This is a genomic window from Enterobacter sp. K510 (assembly GCF_055804875.1).
Window position 1 is genome coordinate 90,934 of the sequence record NZ_JBNRLQ010000009.1, and the last position, 23,432, is coordinate 114,365.

24 protein-coding genes are annotated in these 23,432 nt (G+C 55.8%); 10 read left to right on the forward strand and 14 right to left on the reverse strand.

What is annotated here, in order from left to right; all coding sequences use genetic code 11:
- The first annotated feature begins 118 nt into the window (after positions 1–118).
- Together ACQUTD_RS16290 and ACQUTD_RS16295 are read left to right on the forward strand one after the other, a co-directional pair.
- Positions 119–964, forward strand: coding sequence for an AraC family ligand binding domain-containing protein (locus ACQUTD_RS16290; protein WP_473276847.1), 846 nt, complete (start codon positions 119–121; stop codon positions 962–964).
- 38 nt (positions 965–1,002) lie between these two features.
- Entirely contained in the window at positions 1,003–1,602 is a 600-nt protein-coding gene (locus tag ACQUTD_RS16295) for a LysE family transporter (RefSeq protein WP_473276845.1), read from the forward strand.
- A 2-nt stretch (positions 1,603–1,604) separates the two neighbouring features.
- Here the strand turns inward: ACQUTD_RS16295 and ACQUTD_RS16300 are convergent, their stop codons facing one another.
- From ACQUTD_RS16300 to aspA, 5 genes are all read right to left on the reverse strand, one after another.
- Entirely contained in the window at positions 1,605–2,180 is a 576-nt protein-coding gene (locus ACQUTD_RS16300) for a transcriptional regulator (RefSeq protein ID WP_072570236.1), read from the reverse strand.
- Between the two features lie 47 nt (positions 2,181–2,227).
- Positions 2,228–3,916 (reverse strand): protein-disulfide reductase DsbD, encoded by a 1,689-nt coding sequence (locus ACQUTD_RS16305; protein WP_473276843.1) that lies wholly within the window; start codon positions 3,914–3,916, stop codon positions 2,228–2,230.
- Complete coding sequence (gene cutA / locus ACQUTD_RS16310) at positions 3,892–4,215, reverse strand: divalent cation tolerance protein CutA (RefSeq protein ID WP_072570238.1); 324 nt, start codon at positions 4,213–4,215, stop codon at positions 3,892–3,894. The genes ACQUTD_RS16305 and cutA overlap by 25 nt, the downstream gene beginning before the upstream one ends.
- Before the next feature lie 93 nt (positions 4,216–4,308).
- On the reverse strand, positions 4,309–5,610 hold the full coding sequence (locus tag ACQUTD_RS16315; protein ID WP_072570239.1) for an anaerobic C4-dicarboxylate transporter: 1,302 nt from the start codon (positions 5,608–5,610) through the stop codon (positions 4,309–4,311).
- 111 nt (positions 5,611–5,721) lie between these two features.
- The gene (gene aspA, locus ACQUTD_RS16320; protein ID WP_072570240.1) at positions 5,722–7,158 is read right to left on the reverse strand and encodes an aspartate ammonia-lyase; all 1,437 of its coding nucleotides are present in this window, start codon (positions 7,156–7,158) and stop codon (positions 5,722–5,724) included.
- A 337-nt stretch (positions 7,159–7,495) separates the two neighbouring features.
- Between aspA and ACQUTD_RS16325 the strand changes: the two genes are divergently transcribed.
- Positions 7,496–7,966: an FxsA family protein gene (locus ACQUTD_RS16325; RefSeq protein WP_318375659.1), complete on the forward strand. Its 471-nt coding sequence runs from the start codon at positions 7,496–7,498 to the stop codon at positions 7,964–7,966.
- Positions 7,967–8,059: 93 nt separating this feature from the next.
- On the opposite strand, the gene yjeH is transcribed toward ACQUTD_RS16325, so the two are convergent.
- The gene (gene yjeH, locus ACQUTD_RS16330) at positions 8,060–9,298 is read right to left on the reverse strand and encodes an L-methionine/branched-chain amino acid transporter (RefSeq protein ID WP_473276842.1); all 1,239 of its coding nucleotides are present in this window, start codon (positions 9,296–9,298) and stop codon (positions 8,060–8,062) included.
- Positions 9,299–9,549: 251 nt separating this feature from the next.
- Between yjeH and ACQUTD_RS16335 the strand changes: the two genes are divergently transcribed.
- The 4 genes from ACQUTD_RS16335 to ACQUTD_RS16350 all read left to right on the forward strand — a co-directional run bounded on the left by ACQUTD_RS16335 (position 9,550) and on the right by ACQUTD_RS16350 (position 15,339).
- Positions 9,550–9,843, forward strand: coding sequence for a co-chaperone GroES (locus ACQUTD_RS16335; RefSeq protein ID WP_072570243.1), 294 nt, complete (start codon positions 9,550–9,552; stop codon positions 9,841–9,843).
- A gap of 43 nt (positions 9,844–9,886) precedes the next feature.
- Positions 9,887–11,533 carry a chaperonin GroEL gene (groL, locus tag ACQUTD_RS16340; protein WP_072570244.1) on the forward strand — a complete coding sequence of 549 codons (1,647 nt, stop codon included), beginning with the start codon at positions 9,887–9,889 and terminating at the stop codon, positions 11,531–11,533.
- A 389-nt stretch (positions 11,534–11,922) separates the two neighbouring features.
- Positions 11,923–14,868: an autotransporter outer membrane beta-barrel domain-containing protein gene (locus tag ACQUTD_RS16345; RefSeq protein WP_473276840.1), complete on the forward strand. Its 2,946-nt coding sequence runs from the start codon at positions 11,923–11,925 to the stop codon at positions 14,866–14,868.
- A 117-nt stretch (positions 14,869–14,985) separates the two neighbouring features.
- Positions 14,986–15,339: a DUF4156 domain-containing protein gene (locus ACQUTD_RS16350; RefSeq protein WP_072570246.1), complete on the forward strand. Its 354-nt coding sequence runs from the start codon at positions 14,986–14,988 to the stop codon at positions 15,337–15,339.
- Positions 15,340–15,385: 46 nt separating this feature from the next.
- Here the strand turns inward: ACQUTD_RS16350 and yjeJ are convergent, their stop codons facing one another.
- The gene (gene yjeJ / locus ACQUTD_RS16355) at positions 15,386–16,207 is read right to left on the reverse strand and encodes a YjeJ family protein (RefSeq protein ID WP_473276839.1); all 822 of its coding nucleotides are present in this window, start codon (positions 16,205–16,207) and stop codon (positions 15,386–15,388) included.
- Between the two features lie 124 nt (positions 16,208–16,331).
- On the reverse strand, positions 16,332–17,360 hold the full coding sequence (gene epmB, locus ACQUTD_RS16360) for an EF-P beta-lysylation protein EpmB (RefSeq protein WP_318377046.1): 1,029 nt from the start codon (positions 17,358–17,360) through the stop codon (positions 16,332–16,334).
- Between the two features lie 40 nt (positions 17,361–17,400).
- On the opposite strand from epmB, the gene efp reads away from it, so the two are divergent.
- Together efp and ecnB are read left to right on the forward strand one after the other, a co-directional pair.
- A complete protein-coding gene (gene efp, locus ACQUTD_RS16365) occupies positions 17,401–17,967 on the forward strand; it encodes an elongation factor P (RefSeq protein ID WP_072570249.1) in 567 nt (188 codons plus the stop codon).
- 148 nt (positions 17,968–18,115) lie between these two features.
- On the forward strand, positions 18,116–18,262 hold the full coding sequence (gene ecnB / locus ACQUTD_RS16370; protein ID WP_039055654.1) for a lipoprotein toxin entericidin B: 147 nt from the start codon (positions 18,116–18,118) through the stop codon (positions 18,260–18,262).
- On the opposite strand, the gene ACQUTD_RS16375 is transcribed toward ecnB, so the two are convergent.
- Positions 18,246–18,893, reverse strand: a complete 648-nt coding sequence (locus tag ACQUTD_RS16375; RefSeq protein ID WP_473276837.1) for a LuxR C-terminal-related transcriptional regulator — start codon at positions 18,891–18,893, stop codon at positions 18,246–18,248. The two genes, ecnB and ACQUTD_RS16375, sit on opposite strands and share 17 nt — an antisense overlap.
- Positions 18,894–19,152: 259 nt before the next feature.
- Between ACQUTD_RS16375 and sugE the strand changes: the two genes are divergently transcribed.
- Positions 19,153–19,470 carry a quaternary ammonium compound efflux SMR transporter SugE gene (gene sugE, locus ACQUTD_RS16380; protein ID WP_072570251.1) on the forward strand — a complete coding sequence of 106 codons (318 nt, stop codon included), beginning with the start codon at positions 19,153–19,155 and terminating at the stop codon, positions 19,468–19,470.
- Here the strand turns inward: sugE and ACQUTD_RS16385 are convergent.
- The 5 genes from ACQUTD_RS16385 to frdA all read right to left on the reverse strand — a co-directional run bounded on the left by ACQUTD_RS16385 (position 19,467) and on the right by frdA (position 23,401).
- Complete coding sequence (locus tag ACQUTD_RS16385) at positions 19,467–19,997, reverse strand: lipocalin family protein (protein WP_072570252.1); 531 nt, start codon at positions 19,995–19,997, stop codon at positions 19,467–19,469. The genes sugE and ACQUTD_RS16385 overlap by 4 nt on opposite strands.
- Positions 19,998–20,107: 110 nt before the next feature.
- Entirely contained in the window at positions 20,108–20,467 is a 360-nt protein-coding gene (gene frdD / locus ACQUTD_RS16390; protein ID WP_318364125.1) for a fumarate reductase subunit FrdD, read from the reverse strand.
- 10 nt (positions 20,468–20,477) lie between these two features.
- Positions 20,478–20,873: a fumarate reductase subunit FrdC gene (gene frdC, locus ACQUTD_RS16395; RefSeq protein WP_072570254.1), complete on the reverse strand. Its 396-nt coding sequence runs from the start codon at positions 20,871–20,873 to the stop codon at positions 20,478–20,480.
- Positions 20,874–20,883: 10 nt separating this feature from the next.
- Positions 20,884–21,618 carry a succinate dehydrogenase/fumarate reductase iron-sulfur subunit gene (locus ACQUTD_RS16400; protein WP_473276836.1) on the reverse strand — a complete coding sequence of 245 codons (735 nt, stop codon included), beginning with the start codon at positions 21,616–21,618 and terminating at the stop codon, positions 20,884–20,886.
- Positions 21,611–23,401: a fumarate reductase (quinol) flavoprotein subunit gene (frdA, locus tag ACQUTD_RS16405; RefSeq protein ID WP_318364123.1), complete on the reverse strand. Its 1,791-nt coding sequence runs from the start codon at positions 23,399–23,401 to the stop codon at positions 21,611–21,613. Before frdA ends, ACQUTD_RS16400 begins: the two co-directional genes overlap by 8 nt.
- Positions 23,402–23,432 lie beyond the last annotated feature (31 nt).

Consider the following 23,432-nt stretch of genomic DNA (forward strand, 5'->3'; position numbering starts at 1 on the left):
GTTGCTTAACTTTACGGCAGTTTGCTGCAATCTCAGCCATTTTTCGCCTGGCTGCACAAATCTTCCAGACATTCCTCACGCGGCTGTGAATGCTACACTCGGAGATCCGGGAGGACATATGGCACAAGACTGGCTGGAGCTGCGGCAGCACGACGAAACCGGCATAGAAACGATCCGCGCGCACTTTGAAGGGCACGCCTACGATCCGCACTGGCATGACAGCTATCTGGTGGGAATGACGCTGACCGGCACGCAGCAGTTTCACTGCCGCCGCGAACGGCATCGCAGCACGCCGGGGGATGCGTTCTTGCTGGAGCCTGGCGAAATCCACGACGGCGACGCGCCGGTAGCGGGCGGCTTTACCTATCTGACTTTTTATCTGGATGAACGCTGGCTCGCCGATACCCTGCGCGGGCTGTATGAGGCCGTGCCTTCGAGTTATTCGCTGCATTTTACCCGCACCATCGCCCGTGAACCGGCGCTCGTGCGGGCCATCGCGCAGACGTTTACCGCGCTGCACAGCGATGAGATGCGCATTCTGCAACACAGCGCCATGGACAATCTGTTAAGCCAGCTGACGCAGCACTGCCAGTGGCGCAAACGGCTGCCGGAGCAGGTGCAGAGCGGGGCCATAGCCCATCGTGCGCGGGATTATCTGTATGCTTTTGTCGGGGAGAATATCGGCCTTGACGATCTGGCGCGGGAAACCGGCACCGATCGCTTCACGCTGACGCGCTGTTTTAAACGGGAGTTTCATCTGTCGCCCCACGCCTGGCTGATCCAGCTGCGGCTGGCGAAGGCGCGGGCGATGCTGGCGCAGGGGGAGCAGCCCGCCAGCGTGGCGGCGGCGCTCGGTTTTGCCGATCAGAGCCATCTCGGGCGCTGGTTCCAGCGTGCCTACCGGCTGTCACCGGCGCATTACCGCAGGCTGTGCACAAATCTTCCAGACCCGCGCGAAAAATAACGCCACAGTCAGGGCATCACCAATAAGGAGCCCTGCCTGTGAATCTGTTGTCTGCGTATCTGCCGTTTATGCTGTTTGCCTTTGTGGCGTCCATCACGCCCGGCCCGACCAATATCCTCATTCTGGCCAGCAGCCAGCGGTTTGGCGTTAAAGCCACGCTGCCTGCCGTGGCGGGGGCCTGTCTGGCGGCGAGCCTGATTGTCTTTGTCTCCGGCGCGGGCGCGGGGGAGGTGCTGCGGGATTATCCGCTGGTGCGTACGGTGATGAGCTGGATGGGGGCGCTATGGCTAAGCTGGATGAGCTGGCAACTGTTCCGCGCCCCGGCGGCGCAGTTTGATGAGGCGCAGCGGCCCTTCAGCGCCAGATCGGCGGCGCTGTTACAGTTGATCAATCCCAAGACCTGGATGATGGCGCTGGCGGTAGTGAGCCTGTTTGCGCCGCACGGGGCGCATCCGCTGCGGGACATCACCCTGTTATCGCTGCTGTTTTTGCTGATTTCGGTGATCTGCCTGAGCGCCTGGGCGCTGTCCGGCAATGCCGTTAACCGGATTTTCCGCACCCCGGCGGCGCTGCGCGGCTTTCAGCGGGCGATGGCGCTCTGTCTGTTGCTGTCAGCCTGGGCGGGTTTGCTGCACTGAGATCAGGTCAGCGCGCCGCCCTGACGGCACTGGGCGAAACGCAGAATATCTTCGGCCAGGCGCTGGGCGGTGTCGACATCCGTCTGGCTGCGGTTAACCAGCATCCGGCTGAGGCAGCCTTCCAGCACCAGCTCCATTTGTTTGGCGACCATAGGCGCATCTTCAATGCCGATCTTTCGCAGCAGATCGTGCGAGAACTCATAGGCCGCGCTTTTTTGCTGCGCCGCCAGCTGATGTATCGGGTGCGCCGGATCCGGGTAAAAGGTACAGGCGGCGATAAACAGGCAGCCGGGATAGCGGTGATTCGCGACGCATTCGCTCAGCGCGCCATAGCGGGCCAGCAATTTTTGCTCAAGGCTGAGGTCGTCGTTCAGCAGCAGTTGCCTGCGCCAGGTATCGACCTGCGTGCTCAGATAACGCAGCGCATCATAAATCAGCGCGTCTTTATCGGGCCAGAAGCGTAAAAATTCATCCAGCGGATAATTGATACGCTCGGCGATCATCTCTGGCGTGGTGTCAGCAATCCCTTTAAGTTCAAGTAATTGCAGAGTGTTCCCCAAAACATCTTCGCGTTGCACGGTGTCCTCCTGCGTTATTGAACCGTTTTTCCCATTCTCAGTGTCGTTTACGGCTGGCGATTGCGCAAATGCGCGGCGAAGGCCGCCGCGTCCATAAAACCGGCCACCCGTAAGGCGGATTGTTCGTTGCCCTGCGCATCAAAGAACAGGATCGTGGGCAGACCGGGAACATGCAGCGACTTTAATAAAGCAGCATCTGCCGCGGTGTTCGCCGTCACGTTGGCCTGCAACAATACGGTATCTTTCAGCGCCGCCTGAACGTGCGGATCGCTGAAGGTGTACTTCTCAAACTCTTTACAGGCCACGCACCAGTCGGCGTACAGATCGAGCATCACCGGTTTGCCCTTCGCCTGCGCCAGCGCCTGATGCAGCGCATCCAGATCCGCCACTGGCGTAAAGTTAAGGTGCGGCAGGTTCTGCGCGGCGCTTACGCCAAAGGCCCAGTCCTGCAACGGCTTCGCGCAGACCAGCGCGCCGCCCAGCAGAACAACCTGCACGATGCGCACCCACGCCGCTTTTGCCGTAAGGCTGGTGATAAACGCCCAGCAGAAAAAGGCGACGCCCAGCATCGACCACAGCCGCAGCCCCCAGGTATCGCCCAGGACACGCTCCAGCAAAAACACCGGCAGAGCGAGGATCACAAAGCCAAAGGCGATTTTGACCTGCTCCATCCATGGCCCGCTTTTCGGTAGCAGGCGGTTGCCAAAGACGGTGATCAGTATCAGCGGCAGGCCCATGCCGAGCGCGTACAGATAGAGCGTGCCGCCGCCGAGCCAGAGGTTGCCGCTCTGGGCGATGTACAGCAGGATGGCGCTGAGCGGCGCGGTGGTGCAGGGGGAGCAAATCAGCCCGGCAATGGCCCCCATCACAAAGACGCCGCCGGGGGAGCCGCCCTGCTGACGATTGCTCCACAGCGTTAAGCGGGTTTGCAGCGCGGAAGGCAGCTGTAAGGAGAACAGGCCGAACATCGACAGCGCCAGCAGGGTGAACAAAACCGCCAGTCCGATCAGCACGTAAGGATGTTGCAGCGCCGCCTGAAACTGCAGCCCGGCGGCAGCCACGACCAGGCCCAGCGCGGTGTAGGTCAGCGCCATGCCCTGCACATAAATGAACGCCAGCAGCAGGGCGCGGCCTGTGCGAAGGCGCTGTTTGCCTCCGAGCACGATGCCGGAAATCAGCGGGTACATGGGCAGTACGCAGGGGGTAAAGGCGATGCCGATGCCGACCAACAGTGCCCAGAGGGCGGAGAAGGGCAGTTCACCGGTGGCGGCAGGCTGGCTCGCTGGGGGCGGCGATGCAGGCGTTGCGGCAGCTATTTCCGTCAACGGCACCGTTTTGGTTTCCGGCGGATAGCACAGCCCGGCTTCGGCACAGCCCTGGTAAGTGACGGTCAGCGTGGCGTTTTTACCGGCAGCATTCACCGTCACAGGTATATCCAGGCGCTGGCGATACACCTCGCTTTTGCCAAAAAATTCGTCTTCGTGCATTTCGCCCGCAGGCAGTTGCGGCGGCGTGATTTCCGCACCGGCAGGGGTGATTTTGATCTGCTGGCGATAGAGGTAGTAGCCCTCTTTTACCTGCCAGTGCAGCGTCAGGTCGTGCTGGTTTTGCTGAAAATCAAAGGCAAAAGCCTGGTCAGCAGGCACAAAAGTGGAACGGCCCGGGGCGTCAAACAGCCCGGCGAAGGCCGATGTGCTGCACAGCAGCAGGATCAGCGTAAGGAAGCGTTGAGCCATGAGAGGTAATCACTATCTCCGTGTGTAACCGGTAAAACCAGTAATTCAGGGGTCTGATAAGGGTGGTGCGATTTCAGGCAGGCGAGCAGCGCCTCCTGATGGGCGAGATCGCTTTTCAGCAGCATCTGCACTTCATATTCCTGCTCCAGTTTCCCTTCCCAGTAATAGAGTGAGGTCGCGCCCGGCAACAGGGTGACACAGGCGGCGAGTTTATCCGCCAGGACTTTGGCTGCCAGATCCTGGGCAGTGGCTTCATCCGGGGCGGTACAGAGTACAACAACAGCGTCAGGCGTGTTCATCGTCAATCTCGACTCGGCGAAAACAGGCACTATAGCAGGTGACGGGCGGGGATTCATGCAACGGGCCGCGGGACGGCCCGTTTTTAACGAGATTTACAACAGGATGCCGCCGACGATAAAGCCGAGGATCACGCACAGCGTGATGGCAATAACGCCGGGGATCAAAAAGGCATGATTAAAGACATATTTGCCGATACGGGTGGAGCCGGTGTCGTCCATTTCCACCGCTGCCAGCAGCGTTGGATAGGTGGGCAGCACAAAGAGCGCCGATACCGCCGCGAAAGATGCAATGGCGGTCAGCGGGCTGACGCCCAGCAGCAGGGCGGCAGGCATCAGCGCTTTGGTGGTCGCCGCCTGGGAGTAGAGCAGCGTGGCGGCAAAGAACAGCACCACCGCCAGCATCCACGGGTAGTTATGCAGCAGATCGCCCGCCACCGTCTGAATATCTTCAATATGATGCTTCACGAAAGTGTCGCCCAGCCAGGCCACGCCCAGTACGCAGACGCAGGCGCTCATGCCGGATTTAAAGGTGCTGGCGTTGAGGATCTCGCCGGTATCAATTTTACAGGTCAGGCAGATGAGCGTGGCGATGGTCAGCATAAACACCACAATGGCTTCGTTACGCGGCAGCACCGGGTTGGCGATAAGCCCTACCGTCGGGCTGATGGCGGTGGCGTAAACCATAACCGCGACGATGCCGATTAAAAACAGCATCAGTGAGCGCTTCGCATGAGGTTTGATGTTAAACACCTGGCTGCCGCGCAGGCTGACTTCGCCTTTCGCCAGTCGCTCCTGATACACCGGATCGTCTTTCAGCTCGCTGCCGAGGAAATTACACACCACTGCGGTAAGCATTACGGCAACCAGCGTGGTGGGAATACAAATTGCCAGCAGGGTCAGATAGCTGACGCCCAGCGGTTCAAGGATGCCGGCAAAGAACACCACGGCGGCGGAAATCGGCGAGGCGGTGATGGCGATCTGCGAGGCGACCACGGCGATGGATAATGGGCGGGACGGGCGGATGCCCTGTTCTTTCGCCACTTCGGTGATCACCGGCAGCGTGGAGAAGGCCGTGTGCCCGGTGCCCGCCAGAATGGTCATAAACCAGGTGACCAGCGGCGCTAAAAAGGTGATGTATTTGGGATGCCGACGCAGCATTTTTTCGGCGAGGCTGACCAGATAATCCATGCCGCCTGCGACCTGCATCGCGGCGATGGCGGCGATAACCGCCATGATGATTTCGATAACGTCAAAGGGGATCGCGCCAGGCGGGATTTGAAAAAAGAGCGTCAATACGAGTACGCCCAATCCTCCGGCCAGCCCAATGCCGATCCCGCCAAGTCTTGCCCCTAAATAAATCGCCAGAAGGACGATAACAAGTTCTGCACCAAACATAGTTGCCTGCCTTGTTTATTAACAAGTTGATATTAGATTGTTGTATTTTAGTAACTCTTAAAAAGCAAAAAGGCACGTCATCTGACGTGCCTTTGTTTGCGTGGCGAACAATTACTGCTCGCTTTCATCGGTGTAGCGTTTGGCCTTATAGACCGGATGCATCAGGTTATGCGGCGAGAAGATGTCATCCAGTTCTGCTTCAGTCAGCAGACCGCGCTCCAGCACCACTTCCCGTACGCTCTTACCGGTCTCCGCACAGATCTTACCAACAATATCACCATTGTGGTGGCCGATAAACGGATTGAGATAAGTGACGATGCCGATGGAGTTGTAAACGTAGCTTTCGCAGACGGCGCGGTTAGCGGTAATGCCGTTGATGCATTTTTCCAGAAGGTTGTAACAGGCGTTGGTCAGGATGTGGATGGATTCAAACATCGCCTGGCCAATCACCGGCTCCATCACGTTCAGCTGCAACTGACCCGCTTCGGAAGCCATGGTCACGGTGGTGTCGTTACCGATCACCTTGAAGCACACCTGGTTTACCACTTCCGGCACCACCGGGTTCACTTTGGCTGGCATGATCGAGGAGCCTGCCTGCAGCTCCGGCAGGTTGATCTCGTTCAGACCCGCACGCGGCCCGGAGGAGAGCAGACGCAGGTCATTACAGATTTTGGAGAGTTTCACCGCCAGACGTTTCAGCGAGCTGTGCACCATTACGTAAGCGCCGCAGTCGGAGGTGGCTTCGATGAGATCTTCCGCCGGGACGACCGGCAGGTTACTGACTTCCGCCAGCTTCTGCACCGCCAGCTGCTGATAGCCGTCCGGGGTGTTCAGACGGGTGCCGATGGCGGTTGCGCCGAGGTTCACTTCCAGCAGCAGTTCCGCAGTACGACGCAGGTTTTTGGTCTCTTCGTTCAGCAGCACGTTAAAGGCATGGAACTCCTGGCCCAGCGTCATCGGCACCGCGTCCTGCAACTGGGTGCGGCCCATTTTCAGTACGTCCTGGAACTCAACGGCTTTATTCTGGAAGCCTTCGCCGAGCTGGTGGATGGCGTCGATCAGTTTTTCGATCGAGGCGTATACCGCGATACGGAAGCCGGTCGGATAGGCGTCGTTGGTGGACTGGCATTTGTTAACGTGATCGTTCGGGTTGAGGTACTGGTACTCACCTTTCTGGTGGCCCATCAGCTCAAGGCCGATATTCGCCAGCACTTCGTTGGTGTTCATGTTGACGGAAGTGCCCGCGCCGCCCTGGTAAACGTCAACCGGGAACTGATCCATGCATTTGCCGTTATTCAGGACTTCATCACATGCGGCGATAATGACATTAGCCACGTTTTTCGGGATGGTCTGCAACTCCTTGTTGGCCATTGCTGCCGCTTTCTTAACCATCACCATGCCGCGCACAAATTCAGGGATGTCACTGATTTTGCTGTTACTAATGTAAAAGTTTTCAATCGCTCTCAGAGTGTGGACGCCATAATAGGCATCCGCTGGTACTTCCCTTGTGCCCAACAAATCTTCTTCGATACGAATGTTGTTTAACATGTGAACCTTCTTAAATTAAAGCTACGAATGAATGCACCAAACACACAGGAGATCTGTGGTTATGTGTGATTACTGACCGACGATTATTTCCTTAATCAGCCACGTAACCGGGATCATATGCTGATCATAGCGAATTGCCGTAACCTGGATCACTTATTATCTTAGCTGATACGGTACTTTTATTGATTTGTGAAATACATCACCGGATCAATCATTGCCAAAAAATAGTCGCGCATTCCGATTGAATTCTGGCATGAAGCCTCCATTACAGGATCATGCGTGTCGCAAAATTACACTGACCGTGGCGCGAGAGCCGCGGTTTACACAGGAGAAGCCAGTGCGCTGGATACCGTTAATTGCCGTATTTTTATATGTTTACATTGAGATTTCGATTTTCATTCAGGTCGCCCAGGTCTTAGGCGTCCTGTTAACCCTGGTGCTGGTGATCTTCAGTTCCGTGGTCGGGATGTCGCTGGTGCGTAACCAGGGCTTCAAGAATTTACTGCTGATGCAGCAGAAAATGGCGGCGGGTGAAAGTCCGGCAGCAGAAATGATCAAGAGCGTGTCGCTGATTATCGCCGGGCTGTTGTTGCTGTTACCGGGCTTCTTTACCGATTTCCTCGGCCTGTTGCTGCTGTTGCCGCCGGTACAGAAACTGCTGACCCTGCGCCTGATGCCGCATCTGCGTTTTTCCCGCATGCCGGGGGGCGGTTTCAGCGCCGGTACCCAGGGCGGGCAGACCTTTGATGGTGAGTACCAGCGTAAAGACGATCAGCGTGACCGTATCGAACATAAAGACGATCAATAATTACTTTTGCCCGGTGGCGCTGCGCTTACCGGGCCTACAAATTACCCGTTCCAGCAATTGTAGGCCGGGCAAGCGTCGCGTCGCCCGGCATGTTTAATCCACGCGCCGTTTGGGTAAAAACAGCCACAGCGCCGCCAGCATGATGATGGCGTAAAGGCTCTTCCAGCCGACCATCGCCAGCAGCAGTAAACAGAGCACCCCGCCAAGCGCCGCCAGCGCACGATAACGCCCGGTCAGCAGCCGACATCCCGCCAGCATACACAGCAGATAGATCATGATGAAAATGCCGTTGGCATAGACAATCAGCGCATCCAGATTGATATCCAGCAGATAGATACCCAGCGTGCTCAGCATGCAGCAGCCGATCACGGCATTCAGCGCGTTACGCGGAATATGGTTTTTCGAAAGGCGCGCCAGATAGCTGTCCGGCAGGTGCTGCGCCTGCGACCACACCAGCCGCGCGAAGCTCTGGATATAAATGTTCAGGCTGGCAAAGCAGGCCAGATAACCAATCACGCAGGCGATCCACAGGGCTTTCACGCCAAAAAGCTGCACGACGATGCCCGGCAATGAAGTCGCGGCGGCGCGATCGGCGCTGTAGGCATTAAAATGCAGCACCAGCACGGTACAGGCCCAGTACACGGTTCCCGCCAGCAGCAGGCCAATCATCAGCGCGCGGGGAAAATCGCGCTCCGGCTGTTTGAATTCTGACGCCAGATGCGCAAAAGCCTCAAGCCCGACGAAGCACCAGAACATCACCGATAACGCGGCGAACAGCTGCGGGGTATCCACCTCCGGCAGCGCCGGGAAGGGAATGGCCGCGAGGGTAATATCGCCATAGATCCAGATCGCTACAACCAGGGCGACGATCAAAATCGCCACCAGGGTTTGCAGGTTGGCGCTGGAGCGCGCGCCCCGGGAGCCAATCCACCAGATGATGGCGAGGGTGCCCAGCTCCGCCAGCAATAATCGGCTGTCGTGCCAGCCGAACAGCGACTGCCCAAAACCGGTGGCGATGTGCAGCGCGGCGGGTAATCCCACCGGGATCACCGACAAAAATAGCCAGCCGGTGACGCGCGCCAGCCGGGGGCCAAAGGCCAGGGCGACAAAATGCGCCACGCCGCCTGCGCTGGGAAAATGTCGGCCAAGCAGGGCAAAAACAATGGCGATGGGAAACACCAGCACGATCAGCGCAGGCCAGGCCCACAGGCTATTATCGCCTGCTACCAGCGCCGCCAGCGCAGGAACGGCAAACACGCCGGTGCCTAATAATGAAGTAGAGAGTAAGCCCACCCCTTGCGCTAATCCCAGTTCCTGTTTTAATCCGCTCATTACCCTGTCCTGCCGCCATCAAAGAGCGGCGATAGTAGCATAAGCAGGCCTTATCAGCGCCGCGCGTTCCCTCCCCACTTCTGGCAGGACGTTGTTTCAGACAACTTTTTATCGCCCTTAAGAAAATTTTTTTCTTTTTGCCCCTTGAAGGCTTGATCAAGCACCCCCATCTCTGACGTCACCAGCCGGGAACCACCTTTAGGCCGGCGTCATCCATAACCGATACTGACTTTCTCAAAGGAGAGCTATCAATGAGTATTCGTCCGTTGCATGACCGTGTCATCGTCAAGCGTAAAGAAGTTGAGTCCAAGTCTGCGGGCGGCATCGTACTGACCGGCAGCGCTGCTGGTAAATCGACTCGTGGCGAAATCATCGCTGTCGGTAAAGGCCGCATCCTGGAAAACGGTAGCGTGCAGCCACTGGACGTTAAAGTTGGTGACATCGTCATTTTCAACGATGGCTACGGTGTGAAATCTGAAAAGATTGACGATCAAGAAGTGCTGATCATGTCCGAAAGCGACATTCTGGCAATTGTTGAAGCGTAACCCACCCGCGAACTGAACCTACGAATTTAAGGGAAAGAAGAAAATGGCAGCTAAAGACGTAAAATTCGGTAACGACGCTCGTGTGAAAATGCTGCGCGGCGTAAACGTACTGGCAGACGCAGTGAAAGTTACCCTTGGCCCGAAAGGCCGTAACGTTGTTCTGGATAAATCTTTCGGTGCACCGACCATTACTAAAGATGGTGTTTCTGTAGCACGTGAAATCGAGCTGGAAGACAAGTTCGAAAACATGGGCGCGCAGATGGTGAAAGAAGTTGCCTCTAAAGCGAACGACGCGGCAGGCGACGGTACCACCACTGCAACCGTACTGGCACAGTCCATCATCACCGAAGGCCTGAAAGCTGTAGCGGCTGGCATGAACCCGATGGATCTGAAACGCGGCATCGACAAAGCGGTTATCGCTGCGGTTGAAGAACTGAAAGCCCTGTCTGTACCTTGCTCCGATTCCCGTGCCATTGCTCAGGTTGGTACCATCTCCGCTAACTCCGATGAAACCGTGGGTAAACTGATCGCGGAAGCCATGGAGAAAGTGGGTAAAGAAGGCGTTATCACCGTTGAAGAAGGCACCGGCCTGCAGGACGAGTTGGACGTGGTAGAAGGTATGCAGTTCGACCGTGGCTACCTGTCCCCGTATTTCATCAACAAGCCGGAAACTGGCTCCATTGAACTGGAAAGCCCGTTCATCCTGCTGGCTGATAAAAAAATCTCCAACATCCGCGAAATGCTGCCAGTACTGGAAGCCGTTGCGAAAGCCGGTAAACCACTGCTGATCATCGCTGAAGATGTGGAAGGCGAAGCGCTGGCAACCCTGGTGGTTAACACCATGCGCGGCATCGTGAAAGTGGCTGCGGTGAAAGCACCGGGCTTCGGCGACCGTCGTAAAGCTATGCTGCAGGATATCGCTATCCTGACCGGCGGTACCGTGATCTCTGAAGAAATCGGTATGGAGCTGGAAAAAGCGACCCTGGAAGACCTGGGTCAGGCTAAACGCGTTGTGATCAACAAAGACACCACCACCATCATCGATGGCGTGGGTGAAGAAGCGAGCATTCAGGGCCGTGTTTCTCAGATCCGTCAGCAGATCGAAGAAGCGACCTCTGACTACGATCGTGAAAAACTGCAGGAGCGCGTAGCTAAACTGGCTGGCGGCGTTGCGGTAATCAAAGTCGGTGCTGCTACCGAAGTTGAAATGAAAGAGAAGAAAGCCCGCGTAGAAGATGCCCTGCACGCAACCCGTGCTGCGGTTGAAGAAGGTGTGGTTGCAGGCGGCGGCGTTGCGCTGATCCGTGTTGCTTCTAAACTGAGCGAACTGCGTGGCCAGAACGAAGATCAGAACGTCGGTATTAAAGTTGCGCTGCGCGCAATGGAAGCACCGCTGCGTCAGATCGTGCTGAACTGCGGCGAAGAGCCGTCTGTTGTGGCTAACACCGTTAAAGGCGGCGACGGTAACTACGGTTACAACGCAGCGACCGAAGAATACGGCAACATGATCGACATGGGTATCCTGGATCCGACTAAAGTGACCCGTTCTGCTCTGCAGTACGCGGCCTCTGTTGCTGGTCTGATGATCACCACCGAGTGCATGGTGACCGACCTGCCGAAAGCTGATGGCCCTGATTTAGGTGCTGCTGGCGGTATGGGCGGCATGGGTGGTATGGGCGGCATGATGTAATCATGTTGTTCTGCATCCCGCAGAAATAAGAAAAACCCCCGGGCAGCAATGTCCGGGGGTTTTTCTTTGCGCGGCCCGTTACTTTTCACAATATATATCATTATTATAATATTGGTTTTATGATTATTAATGGATGAACCCATAATCCCAGGAACATATTTTGACAAACACAGAAATGCCAACAAAATGAATATGCTAACTCATTATTTTAAGGATGTTCTTAAATTAAAGTGAGTGCTACGGTAAATTCATATATTATGAAATGATTCATATTGTCTATAACATTTTATGTTAATACACGCATCCTTCATGCTAATAACCTTTTGCAGCTAATAATATGCGTTTGCTTATTTATACCACTCGCAAATATATTCAGGAGAAGGGATGCAATGAAAACGAATTATCTCGCCATGTGCGTCGCGCTGGCGTTGGGCGGCACGGCGCACGCGAATGCGCTTTACGATTATACCAGCGGTAATAACGGCAACATTTATGAATATTACAATGGTGGCGGATCGGCTGAAATGAAAATTTCAGGGAGTGTGACTTATGATAGTCGCGTCGACACCGACGTCGACAATAACAATATAGGTATCTATTTCGGCCGGAACGTTCCCGATTCCGAAGAACCCGGAATACTTATTATGAATGTTGACTCGGCGAATATTGAATTAGCTGAAACCCAAATAGGTATCTACACTGGGGGCGACGATGGCGGTGGCGCTATAGTGAATGTTAACGATAGCGTAATGAATATTACCAGTGATAACGATTATGCGGCAGGTATTGACATCGCTGATGATAAAATTGCGGAGTTACACATTGATAATACTGCTTCTGATATTACGCTGACGGGTACTGGTAGCATCGGTATTACTGCCTACGGCTATCAGTCTTTGACGGTAGATATTGACTCTCCGGATTTATTCATTAATGTTGGCGACGCGTCTGCGGGCAATAGTATTGGCATAAAAGCCGAGGCATTAGGGGCATTCGCTTCAGAGCCAGCTAACACAAATATAGCTTTGGATGTGCTGGCCAACATCAATGTGCAGGGCTTTAATGCAATCGGTATGTCCGCTTATGCAGCGGAAGGTCAAAATAATAATGTGGCAATTAACAGTTCAGGGGTAATTACTGCCCAGGGAACGGGGGCAAAAGGTATTCAGGCCCAAGTCTATAACGATGTTCTCAACGACGGTAATAGCGGTATTACCATTGACACCTTAGATCTGCAATTAACCGCTTCCGGGGAAGGGGCGCAGGGTATTAACGCATTCAGTGAAAATAGCGGCGATATTGTTATTAATCTTGGGGGCAATACCCAGACCAGCGGCGGTTGGGGAGCGGATGCCACGGGCGTCAGCGCCACTAGCCAGAAAACCGTGACGATGAGCATAGAGGATACCGCCACGCTCGGCGCGATGAATGACAGCGCGATGGTCATTACCGCGCCGACGGTGACGGTCACCAACAAGGGCACGCTCACTGGTAATCTGACCCTCAGCGGCGATGACGTCACCCTGAATAACAGCGGCACTCTGCATTTACGCAACTGGCAGGATACTGACGGCGACGGTACACGCGATACCAAAGCCGTGGCAGTGTCCAGTTTTGGCGGTAACGGCACCTTTAATAATACCGGCACGATCGTGCTCGACAGCGTGGCGAACAGCGACGTCACCAGCACCAACACCTCAAACGAATATGCCACGGGTTACAGCGCCAACAGCACCAGCAACGACGGCATTATGCAGGCGCAACTGCTGGGCCTCAGCACCTTTTCCAACAGCGGCACCATTGATATGAGCGCTAATGGTAAAGCGGGGGATACGCTCGTTATCAGCAGCAGCACTGACGCCAGCGTCGCCGGCTACGGCACCTATGTGTCCAATGGCGGCACCATCGCCATGGATGTGATGCTCAATGACGGCGGGGCCAATTCGCAGAGCGATATGCTGATCGTGGATAACGTCGAAATGGGCAGCGCGAAAACCGATCTGCTGTTTACCAATACCGGCAGCGACAGCGATGCGGCGTTGACCACCGGCGACGGTATTAAAGTGGTGGATGTGCGCGGCAGCACGTCGGAAGATGCCTTTGAACTGGCGGGGCAAACTCACACCATGAGCGCCGGGCAGTATATTTATCGTCTGGAGCAGAATACCGCCGATACCGACTGGTATCTGGTAAGCGATGAGGCAAATCCTGAACCAGCGCCGGATCCTGAGCCGACGCCGGAGCCCGAACCCACGCCCGAGCCCGAGCCAGCACCCAATCCTGATCCCACCCCCGATCCGAAACCAGATCCGACACCAGATCCGGATCCCGCCCCGTCACCAGACAATGGTGATGATAACGGGTCGATGATCCGCCCTGAAGTAGCTGGCTATCTGGCGAACCAGACCGCCGCCGTAGAGATGATGATCCAGACGTACCACGATCGTTACGACGGCCAACAGCCGGGCGGTGAAGGCGCGCCTGCGCTCTGGGGACGCATTACCGGCGGCCAGTCCAGCCACAACAGCGCTGGCGGCCAGTTCGATGTCGATCAGGAAAGCGTTCGCGTCCAGCTGGGCGGCGATCTCTTACGCCTGACCAGCAATGGCAGCGATGATATACGTTTTGGCGTGATGGGCAGCTGGCAGCGCAGCGATGCAGACAGTGATAAATATTATCGCGTCAGCGATGGCGCAGGAAAAACGCGCTTTAACATGGATGCGAGCGTGGAAGGCTACAGCGTCGGTCTCTACGGCACCTGGCTGAGTGACGTGAAACAGCCGGAGCACTTTTATGTCGACAGCTGGCTGCAGTACGGCTGGTACGATAACAGCGTCAGCAGCAGGCAGTCCGGCGTTGGTGATGATGAGTACGACTCCAGCGTCTGGAGCGGTTCGCTGGAAGCGGGTTATGGCGTTGTGCTGTCGGAAAATGCCGCGCAGCAAAGCCAGGTGATCCTGCAACCACAGGCGCAGATCATTTACAGCGCCTACGATGCTGACAGCCACAGCGACGGCGCGGGTATGTCCGTCAGCGGCTACGATGCCGACGGCGTAACCAGTCGCCTTGGGGTGCGTCTGTGGCGGCAAAGCCCGCAGCAGGTGGTGCAGCCCTTTATGGAAATCAACTGGTGGCACGGCACGGCGGATAACAGCCTGGAAATTGATAACACCCGCTATGACGATGATACGCCAGCTGACCGCTATGAAATGAAGATGGGCCTGTCCGGCAATATTACGCCGGGACTGAAGGCGTGGGGCAGCCTGGCAATGGCTACCGGCGATAACAGCTATGACAGCTACGGCGGCATGATTGGCGTAAAATACAGCTTCTGACGTGATATGACCGACAAACCCCCGGACAGAAATGCCTGGGGGTTTTTCTTTTGGTCATCTTTTTAGTATAAGGTTCAGACACGGACAACGTTGTCCAGCTATTACACGAGGAATAACATGCGCGTTTACGTCGGTGCAGGGATTGTCGGTGCAGCGTTGCTGCTGGCGGGTTGTAGCGCCAGCAACGATCTGACCGCTGGTGGGCAAAGCGTTCGTTTTGTTGAAGAAAAACCGAGTGAGCAGTGTCGTTTACTGGGCACCGCAACCGGTACGCAAAGCAACTGGTTGTCGGGTCAGCATGGCGAAGAGGGTGGCTCAATGCGCGGCGCGGCAAATGCCCTGCGTAACGAAGCGGCAAAAATGGGCGGCAACGTGATTTTCAACGTCAGCAGCCCGACCCAGGGATTTATGTCGAGCTTCGTGCCGACCGCCAGCGAAATGAGCGGTCAGGTGTATAAGTGCCCGAACTGATCGCCGGCATCTTCTAAGATGAACCCCGCTCCGGGGTTCACTGTTTTCAGGCCGCCGATTTCTCCACATGTAACCGCAGATTATGCACCGCATGCAGGCACTGCGCCTGTGTCAGCGTGACCTTATTTCCCGCCGCCAGTGTTCTGACAAATACCTTGCAGGGTGTGTGATCCAGCTTGCGCAGGCGATTGCTGAAGCGCAGCAGACGTTTCACGATGCCCTGGGTTTCTTGTGACGGGGAAGGGTATCGCGTTTTAATGACCGAGCCGCTGGTATGTAATTCTCCTGCGGTATTTTTATACTGATAGATCACCACCAGATGATGGGTGAACAGGCGGTATTTCCACTCAGGATGCTGATAAGCGTCGTATTCCAGCTGTGCGTTATCCCGGCTGTCCACGTCATACAGCGGCAGGAAATCCAGCACAGAAGACACGCTTTCCACCAGCGCTCGTAGCCCGGCATTGTTCATTGCATGAATAATCAGTTTCACCAGCGCCGGGATTTGCGTATCCGCAATATTCAGGGTCAGCGTCTCGCCCGTATTCAGGGTGAAGGCTATCGTCAGGCTGTTGCCTGTATCATCAAGTAGCGTAACGCCTTCCACCCGCAGGCGCACATCCGCATTTCTCAGTTCATCTTCGACCAGCGCCGGCGCGTTGCTGTGCAGCGTGCTGCCAGCGTCATCGGGTACGCTTTTCACGGGAAGATGATATTCAAGACACAGCAGCAGATCTTTCAGGGGTAACAGCGGAAGAAACAGCAGGCTGTCATTATTCGCCTCGTGTTTAATTTTCAGGGCCAGCGCAGCAAAATCATTGTCATGACGAATAACGCCAGCGTTCAGTCCATGAATAGTTAAGGGCATTTATATTCTCCATGAGGGGCGGCAATATACCGGATGAAGGGCACAGATTTGGCAAGAAAACGCGGGGCAGTATAAGGGGAGATGAGGGGTAAAAAGAGTCCGAATGCGGACTCTTGAAGAAGGCTTATTGCTGGCGCAATTGCAGATCCAGCGGCGTTTTACTCGGCTCGCCGCCGATTTCACGCGCCAGGCGCGGCACCATATAGCCGGATACCAGGGTCAGCAATTCACGCACGATCTGACGCGCGTCCTCGTCGCTCACCATAAAATGCGCCGCGCCCTGGACTTTATCCAGTACGTGCAGGTAATAGGGCATCACACCCGCATCAAACAGGGCATTGCTGAGATCCGCCAGCGTCTGCGCGTTGTCGTTCACGCCGCGCAGCAGCACGCTCTGATTGAGCAGCGTGACGCCCGCCTGCCGCAGCTGCGTCATGGCCGCGCGGAAAGCGTCGTCAATTTCCCGGGCATGGTTGATATGGTTCACCAGCAGGATCTGCAATGAGGATCGCGCCAGGCGGGCCGCCAGCGTATCGGTAATGCGCGCCGGGATCACTACCGGCAGGCGGCTGTGAATGCGCAGACGCTTAATATGCGGGATCGCCTCCAGCTCGCCGATCAGCCAGTCCAGCTCATGATCTTTCGCCATCAGCGGATCGCCGCCGGAGAAAATGATCTCATCCAGCTCCGGATGCAGCGCAATATAATCGAGCGCGGCCTGCCAGTTACGCTTATTGCCCTGATTATCGGCGTACGGGAAGTGACGGCGGAAGCAATAGCGGCAATTTACCGCGCAGCCGCCCTTCACCAGCAGCAGCGCCCGGTTACGGTATTTATGCAGCAATCCCGGCACTACGCTGTGCTGTTCTTCGAGCGGATCGGTGGTAAAGCCGGGGGCGGCGATAAACTCTTCCTGCGCGGTAAGTACCTGACGCAACAGCGGATCGTTCGGGTTGCCTTTTTCCATGCGCGCCGCAAATGCGCGGGGGACGCGCAGGGCGAACAGCCGACGGGCATCGCGTCCCGCGAGCAGCTCTGCGCTGGCGTCTATATTTAAAAGCTGCAGAAGTTCATCAGGATCGGTTATTACATCGGCAAGTTGCAATAACCATTCTTCTCTGGAAGGGGTGTTTAGGGTTACAATGTGTGCCATTTTTTGGCTAATACCAGTTAACAATATTTCAGAGGGCCTTATGGCGACTTACTATAGCAACGATTTTCGTGCCGGTCTTAAAATCATGTTCGAAGGCGAACCTTACGCGGTTGAATCCAGTGAATTCGTTAAGCCGGGTAAAGGTCAGGCGTTCGCACGCGTTAAGCTGCGCCGTCTGCTGACCGGTACTCGCGTTGAGAAAACCTTCAAATCCACCGATTCCGCTGAAGGCGCTGACGTTATCGATATGAACCTGACTTACCTGTACAACGACGGTGAGTTCTGGCACTTCATGAACAACGAAACCTTCGAACAGCTGTCTGCGGACGCTAAAGCCATCGGCGACAGCGCCAAATGGCTGCTGGATCAGGCTGAATGCATCGTAACCCTGTGGAACGGCCAGCCGATCGCCGTGACCCCGCCGAACTTCGTTGAACTGGAAATCGTGGAAACCGATCCAGGCCTGAAAGGCGATACCGCCGGTACCGGTGGTAAACCTGCCAAACTGAGCACGGGCGCCGTGGTTAAAGTACCGCTGTTCGTACAGACCGGCGAAGTCATCAAAGTGGACACCCGCTCTGGCGAATACGTTTCCCGCGTTAAGTAATTCCTGCCTTATCTTCAGCGGCGTGGCGCAATGCCAGGCCGCTGACTTCAAATCTTCCTAAAATATCGCCTTTTTCTCCATAGCCCGGAATTTTGTCTATGCTTAACAGGCTATACACAAATAACACTGGCTATAAAAGGAATATATTATGGTTAAGAAAACAATTGCTGCGATCTTTTCGGTACTGGTTCTTTCTTCTGTGTTGACCGCGTGTAACACCACGCGTGGCGTAGGCGAAGATATTTCTGATGGCGGCAGCGCGATCTCTGGTGCAGCCACTAAAGCTCAGCAGTAACAGCAGCGTACGGTACGGCCTCTGCCGTACCGTTGCTTCCGCTTTCCGGCAGTGACAAAAACGGCGTAAAACGATTCCCCATGCCCAGCTTCATGCGGATATTTCGTTTATAGGTATAAACCGTTTTGCCATTAATACCGAGCCGGTGAGCGATACAATGGTTATTAGTGCCGTCCATCCACAGTGATAATACTTTCTCTTCCTGCCGCGTCAGCAGCGGTGTCACCGTCTGATTCACATCTTCTGTTGGTCGTGAGCACAGCGCCCCGTTAATGCTACGGGCAAGCGCGTCAAGCGGTACAGACTTATCTAATCGACCCCAGAGCGGGAACTGCTGGCAATAGCTTTCCATCTGCGCATCATGCCCGGAGGATAATAACAGCAGCGGGCTTTGGCTACAGATGTGTAATAACGAGGCTAATTGCTGCACGTGATGTAATTCACTCGCAAAACCATAGAGATCGGCAATCACCAGATCCGGCTGCCATTGGGCGGCATGTTCTTTGGCGAGCATTAAATTGTTCAGCCCGGTTACCAGCACCGGCCCCGGAAATATCCCACTTTGATTGAGCCAGCTCTCAAGCCCGAAGCGGGCGAAGCAACAACGGTCAATCAATAAAATTTTGAACATGTTTGGTTTCGCAGTCAGAATGGGTGACGGCTTTCATTTATCTGAAAGTACACCATCATAGTGGGAAGACAAAAAAGGTAAATGACGGAACTCCGCTGCGAACTGCACCTATTTCTTGCTTTAAGCCGTTAAAATTTTGGATAAATAAAAAAGTTGAAATAGTAATGCCTGACGGTAAGAATACGCTTCTACATAAGCCTTGCAGGACGACCTGTAAGCGCCATCTTCAACGGGGACGGCCCCATCTCAGGAGCCAACTATGTCCTGGTTCGTTTTACTTATTGCGGGTTTACTTGAAGTTGTCTGGGCTATCGGCCTGAAATACACCCATGGTTTCACCCGTCTCACGCCCAGTATCATCACCGTCAGCGCCATGATCGTCAGTATTGTTATGCTGTCGTGGGCGATGAAAACGCTGCCGGTCGGCACCGCGTATGCGATCTGGACGGGAATTGGCGCGGTCGGCGCGTCCATTACCGGCATGATATTGCTGGGTGAATCCACAAGCCCGGCGCGCATCATCAGCCTGGTGCTGATTGTCGCCGGGATCATCGGGTTAAAACTCAGCACCCATTAACGGTTTTGCGCCACCCAGATGAGTTTCTCCACCGCAAAGCCCTGTTGTTTTGCGGTGTTCACCAGATCCTGTTTCACGTTATCCGGAATAGTGCGGGTGCGGGACAGGATCCACAGGTAATCGCGGTCCGGTCCGCAGACCAGCGCGTGGCGATAATCTTTATCCAGCGCAATGACGTTATAGCCGCCGTAAAAGGGGCCAAAAAACGATACCTTCAGCGCCGCACGGTTTTTAGATCCCGTAAAGTAAGCCCTGCCATCCGTGGATTGCCACATACCCCGCGACGGGTTATAGCCTTTGTTAATGACGTTCAGCCCGCCGTCTTCCCGCAGGCTGTAGGTGGCGGTGACGTTATCCAGCCCGCGCTCAAAACGGTGATCCAGACGGGCGATTTCATACCAGGTACCGAGATAGCGTGTGGTATTAAAATTTTCCACGACGGTGACGCCGGGAGGGGGAGTGGGAGACTGGCAGGCCACCATCAGAAGCGCGGCGGAAACGACGGCAACGACAGGCAATATACGCATGGTATTTTCCTTCCAGGATTTACAGATAAGTGTAAAGTGTCACCGGAAGTTTGCCCGCTTTGCCGTTGCGAAGCGTGACCGGGTCTGCAACATCAGACCCGGCGCTGCACTTAAAGGAAAATCACCCCGACCAGCGTTACCACGCTCAGGATGGCGGCAAGGCCGTAAAACACCCATTTACCGTTGGGTACGTGGATCTTCAGGTCATGCATCAGGTGATGGATGCGGTGCAGGCCGCACCACAGCGGCAGCACAATCATCAGGAAGATAAAGGCGCGTCCGATCAGGCTCTGGGCAAAGACCAGCACCCGCTCAAAGCCGAGCGCGTCGCCGGGATACAGCCCCAGCGGCAGCAGCACGCCAACCAGCAGCACGATGACCGGCGCAAAGAACGCGCCCCACATGCCGCCTGCGCCAAACAGCCCCCAGAAAACAGGTTCGTCAGAGCGTTGTGGATTTGGATTAATCATTCTTGCCTCCTTACCAGTACAGGGCGACAAACAGCACCACCAGCGTCACCAGCGCCGTGACAACCCACAGCCCTTTGATGATCGGCTGCGGTCCCATTTTCTCGTCTTTGACGATGATATTCGCGGCTTTCGGTGCCAACTCAAACCAGGTTTTGGTGTGCAGCAACGCCCCCGCCAGCGTGATGAGGTTAAGGATCACCACCACCGGGTTTTGCAGGAAGCCCACAAATCCCGCCCAACTTTCTGCGCCATGCTTCAGCGCAAAAAGGCCATAAATCAGCACGATGCTGAACCACACGGTAGTGATCGCCGTGCCTTCGCGCAGCATATAAAAGCGATAAAACGGCAGGTTTTTCCACCAGTTTGACGGCACCGGCCGCACGTAAGGTTTACGTTTCGTTGTCATCATGCGCTCCTTAGCGTGGTTTCAGGGTAGCGATAAGAAAGTCTTTCGAACTTTCCACTTTCCCCTGCTGAATGGCCGCCGCCGGATCGACGTGCTTCGGACAAACGACAGAGCAGTAGCCCACAAACGTACAGCTCCAGACGCCGTTCTGGCTGTTGAGCTGCGCCATACGATCTTTCTTGCCGCGATCGCGGCTGTCTTCGTTATACCGGTGCGCCAGGGTGATCGCTGCCGGGCCGATAAATTCCGGGTTCAGTCCAAACTGCGGACAAGCGGCGTAGCACAGACCGCAGTTGATGCAGCCGGAGAACTGATGGTATTTCGCCATCTGCGCCGGCGTCTGTGTGTTCGGCCCCTGATCCGGCGTGCGCGGATTGCCGATAATGTAGGGTTTAATGGCTTCCAGGCTCTCGATAAAGTGCGTCATATCGACCACCAGATCGCGTTCAATCGGGAAGTTCGCCAGCGCCTCCACCTTCATGCCTTGTTCGTATTCGCGCAGGAAGGTTTTACAGGCCAGCTTTGGCACCTTGTTGACCATCATGCCGCAGGAGCCGCAAATCGCCATGCGGCACGACCAGCGGTAGCTGAGATCCGGCGCGAGGTTATCCTTGATATAGCCCAGCGCGTCCAGCAGCGAGGTTTGCTCATCAAAGGGCACCTCGTAAAACGCGCTGTGCGGGGCGCTGTCCACTTCCGGGTTATAGCGCACCACCTCGATTTTCAGGGTTTGTAGCTCAGCCATTCGCCTTCTCCTTCTTCTCGGCTGCTTCCGCTTCGCCGCCGTACATGCGTTTCGCCGGCGGCAGCGTGGTGATCTTCACGTCGCTGTATTCCAGACGCGTCGTGCCGTCAGCATCGCGATAAGCGAGCGTATGTTTGAGGAAGTTGACGTCATCGCGTTCGGTGCAGCCTTCGTCCAGACGCTGATGCGCGCCGCGCGACTCTTTACGCGCCATCGCCGAGTGCGCCATACACTCCGCCACGTTCAGGCCATGCTTCAGCTCAAGGGTATACAGCAGATCGGTATTGAACACACTGGAGGTGTCGGTGATGCGCACGCGTTTGAAGCGCTCCTGCAACTCCGCCAGCTTATCGATGGTTTTCTGCATCAGTTCCGGCGTACGGTAGATGCCGCAGCCTTCTTCCATCGCCATGCCCATTTCGTCGCGCAGATGCGCCCAGTTTTCACTGCCTTCCTGGTTAACGAGATCTTTCAGGCGCTGTTCCACATCACCGGCCTGGGCGTTCAGCGCCTTATCGTCAGGCTGATGTGCGCCCATGGCATGTTCCATGGCTTTTTCACCGGCGAGGCGGCCAAAGACCACCAGTTCGGCCAGCGAGTTCGAGCCAAGACGGTTCGCGCCGTGCAGCCCGACAGAGGAGCATTCGCCCACCGCGAACAGGCCTTTGATGCGGGTTTCGCAGTTTTGATCGGTTTCGATGCCGCCCATGGTGTAGTGCGCGGTCGGGCGTACCGGGATCGGATCTTTCACCGGATCGACGCCGACATACGCTTTGGCAAGCTCACAGATAAACGGCAGACGTTCGAGCAGCTTTTTCTCACCCAGATGGCGGAGATCCAGATGGACCACGTCGCCGCGTGGCGTTGAAATGGTGTTGCCTTTGCGCCACTCATGCCAGAAGGCCTGGGAGACTTTATCGCGCGGCCCCAGCTCCATATATTTGTTTTTCGGCTCGCCGAGGGGCGTTTCCGGACCCATGCCGTAATCCTGGAGATAACGGTAACCATCTTTATTCACCAGGATACCGCCTTCGCCACGGCAGCCTTCGGTCATCAGAATGCCGGAACCCGGCAGGCCGGTCGGGTGGTACTGTACAAACTCCATGTCGCGCAGCGCTACGCCATGGTTCAGCGCAATGCCCATGCCATCGCCGGTGACAATGCCGCCGTTGGTGTTGAAGCGGTACACGCGCCCGGCGCCGCCGGTGGCCATGATCACCGCATTGGCGCGGATCTGCACCAGCGACCCTTCCATCATATTCATGGCGACAAGGCCGCGCACCGCGCCGTCATCCACCAGCACGTCGAGGACAAAATGCTCGTCAAAGCGCTGGATCTGCGGAAACTGCAACGAGGTCTGGAAGAGGGTGTGTAGCATGTGGAAGCCGGTTTTGTCGGCGGCAAACCAGGTGCGCTCAATCTTCATGCCGCCGAAGCGACGCACGTTGACGGAACCATCCGGGCGGCGGCTCCACGGGCAACCCCACTGTTCCAGTTGGATCATTTCGGTCGGGCAATGGTGCACGAAATAATCCACCACATCCTGCTCGCAAAGCCAGTCTCCACCGGCGACGGTATCGTGAAAATGGTAATCGAAGCTGTCATGATCCTGCGCGACGGCGGCAGATCCCCCTTCCGCGGCCACGGTATGGCTGCGCATGGGGTAGACTTTTGAGATCAGGGCGATTTTAGCGTTGGGATTCGCTTGCGCCGCGGCTATTGCGGCGCGTAATCCGGCACCACCTGCGCCAATTACGGCAAGATCGGCTTGAAAGGTTTGCACGACATTCCTCCAGGTTTTAGTTATTCCGCTT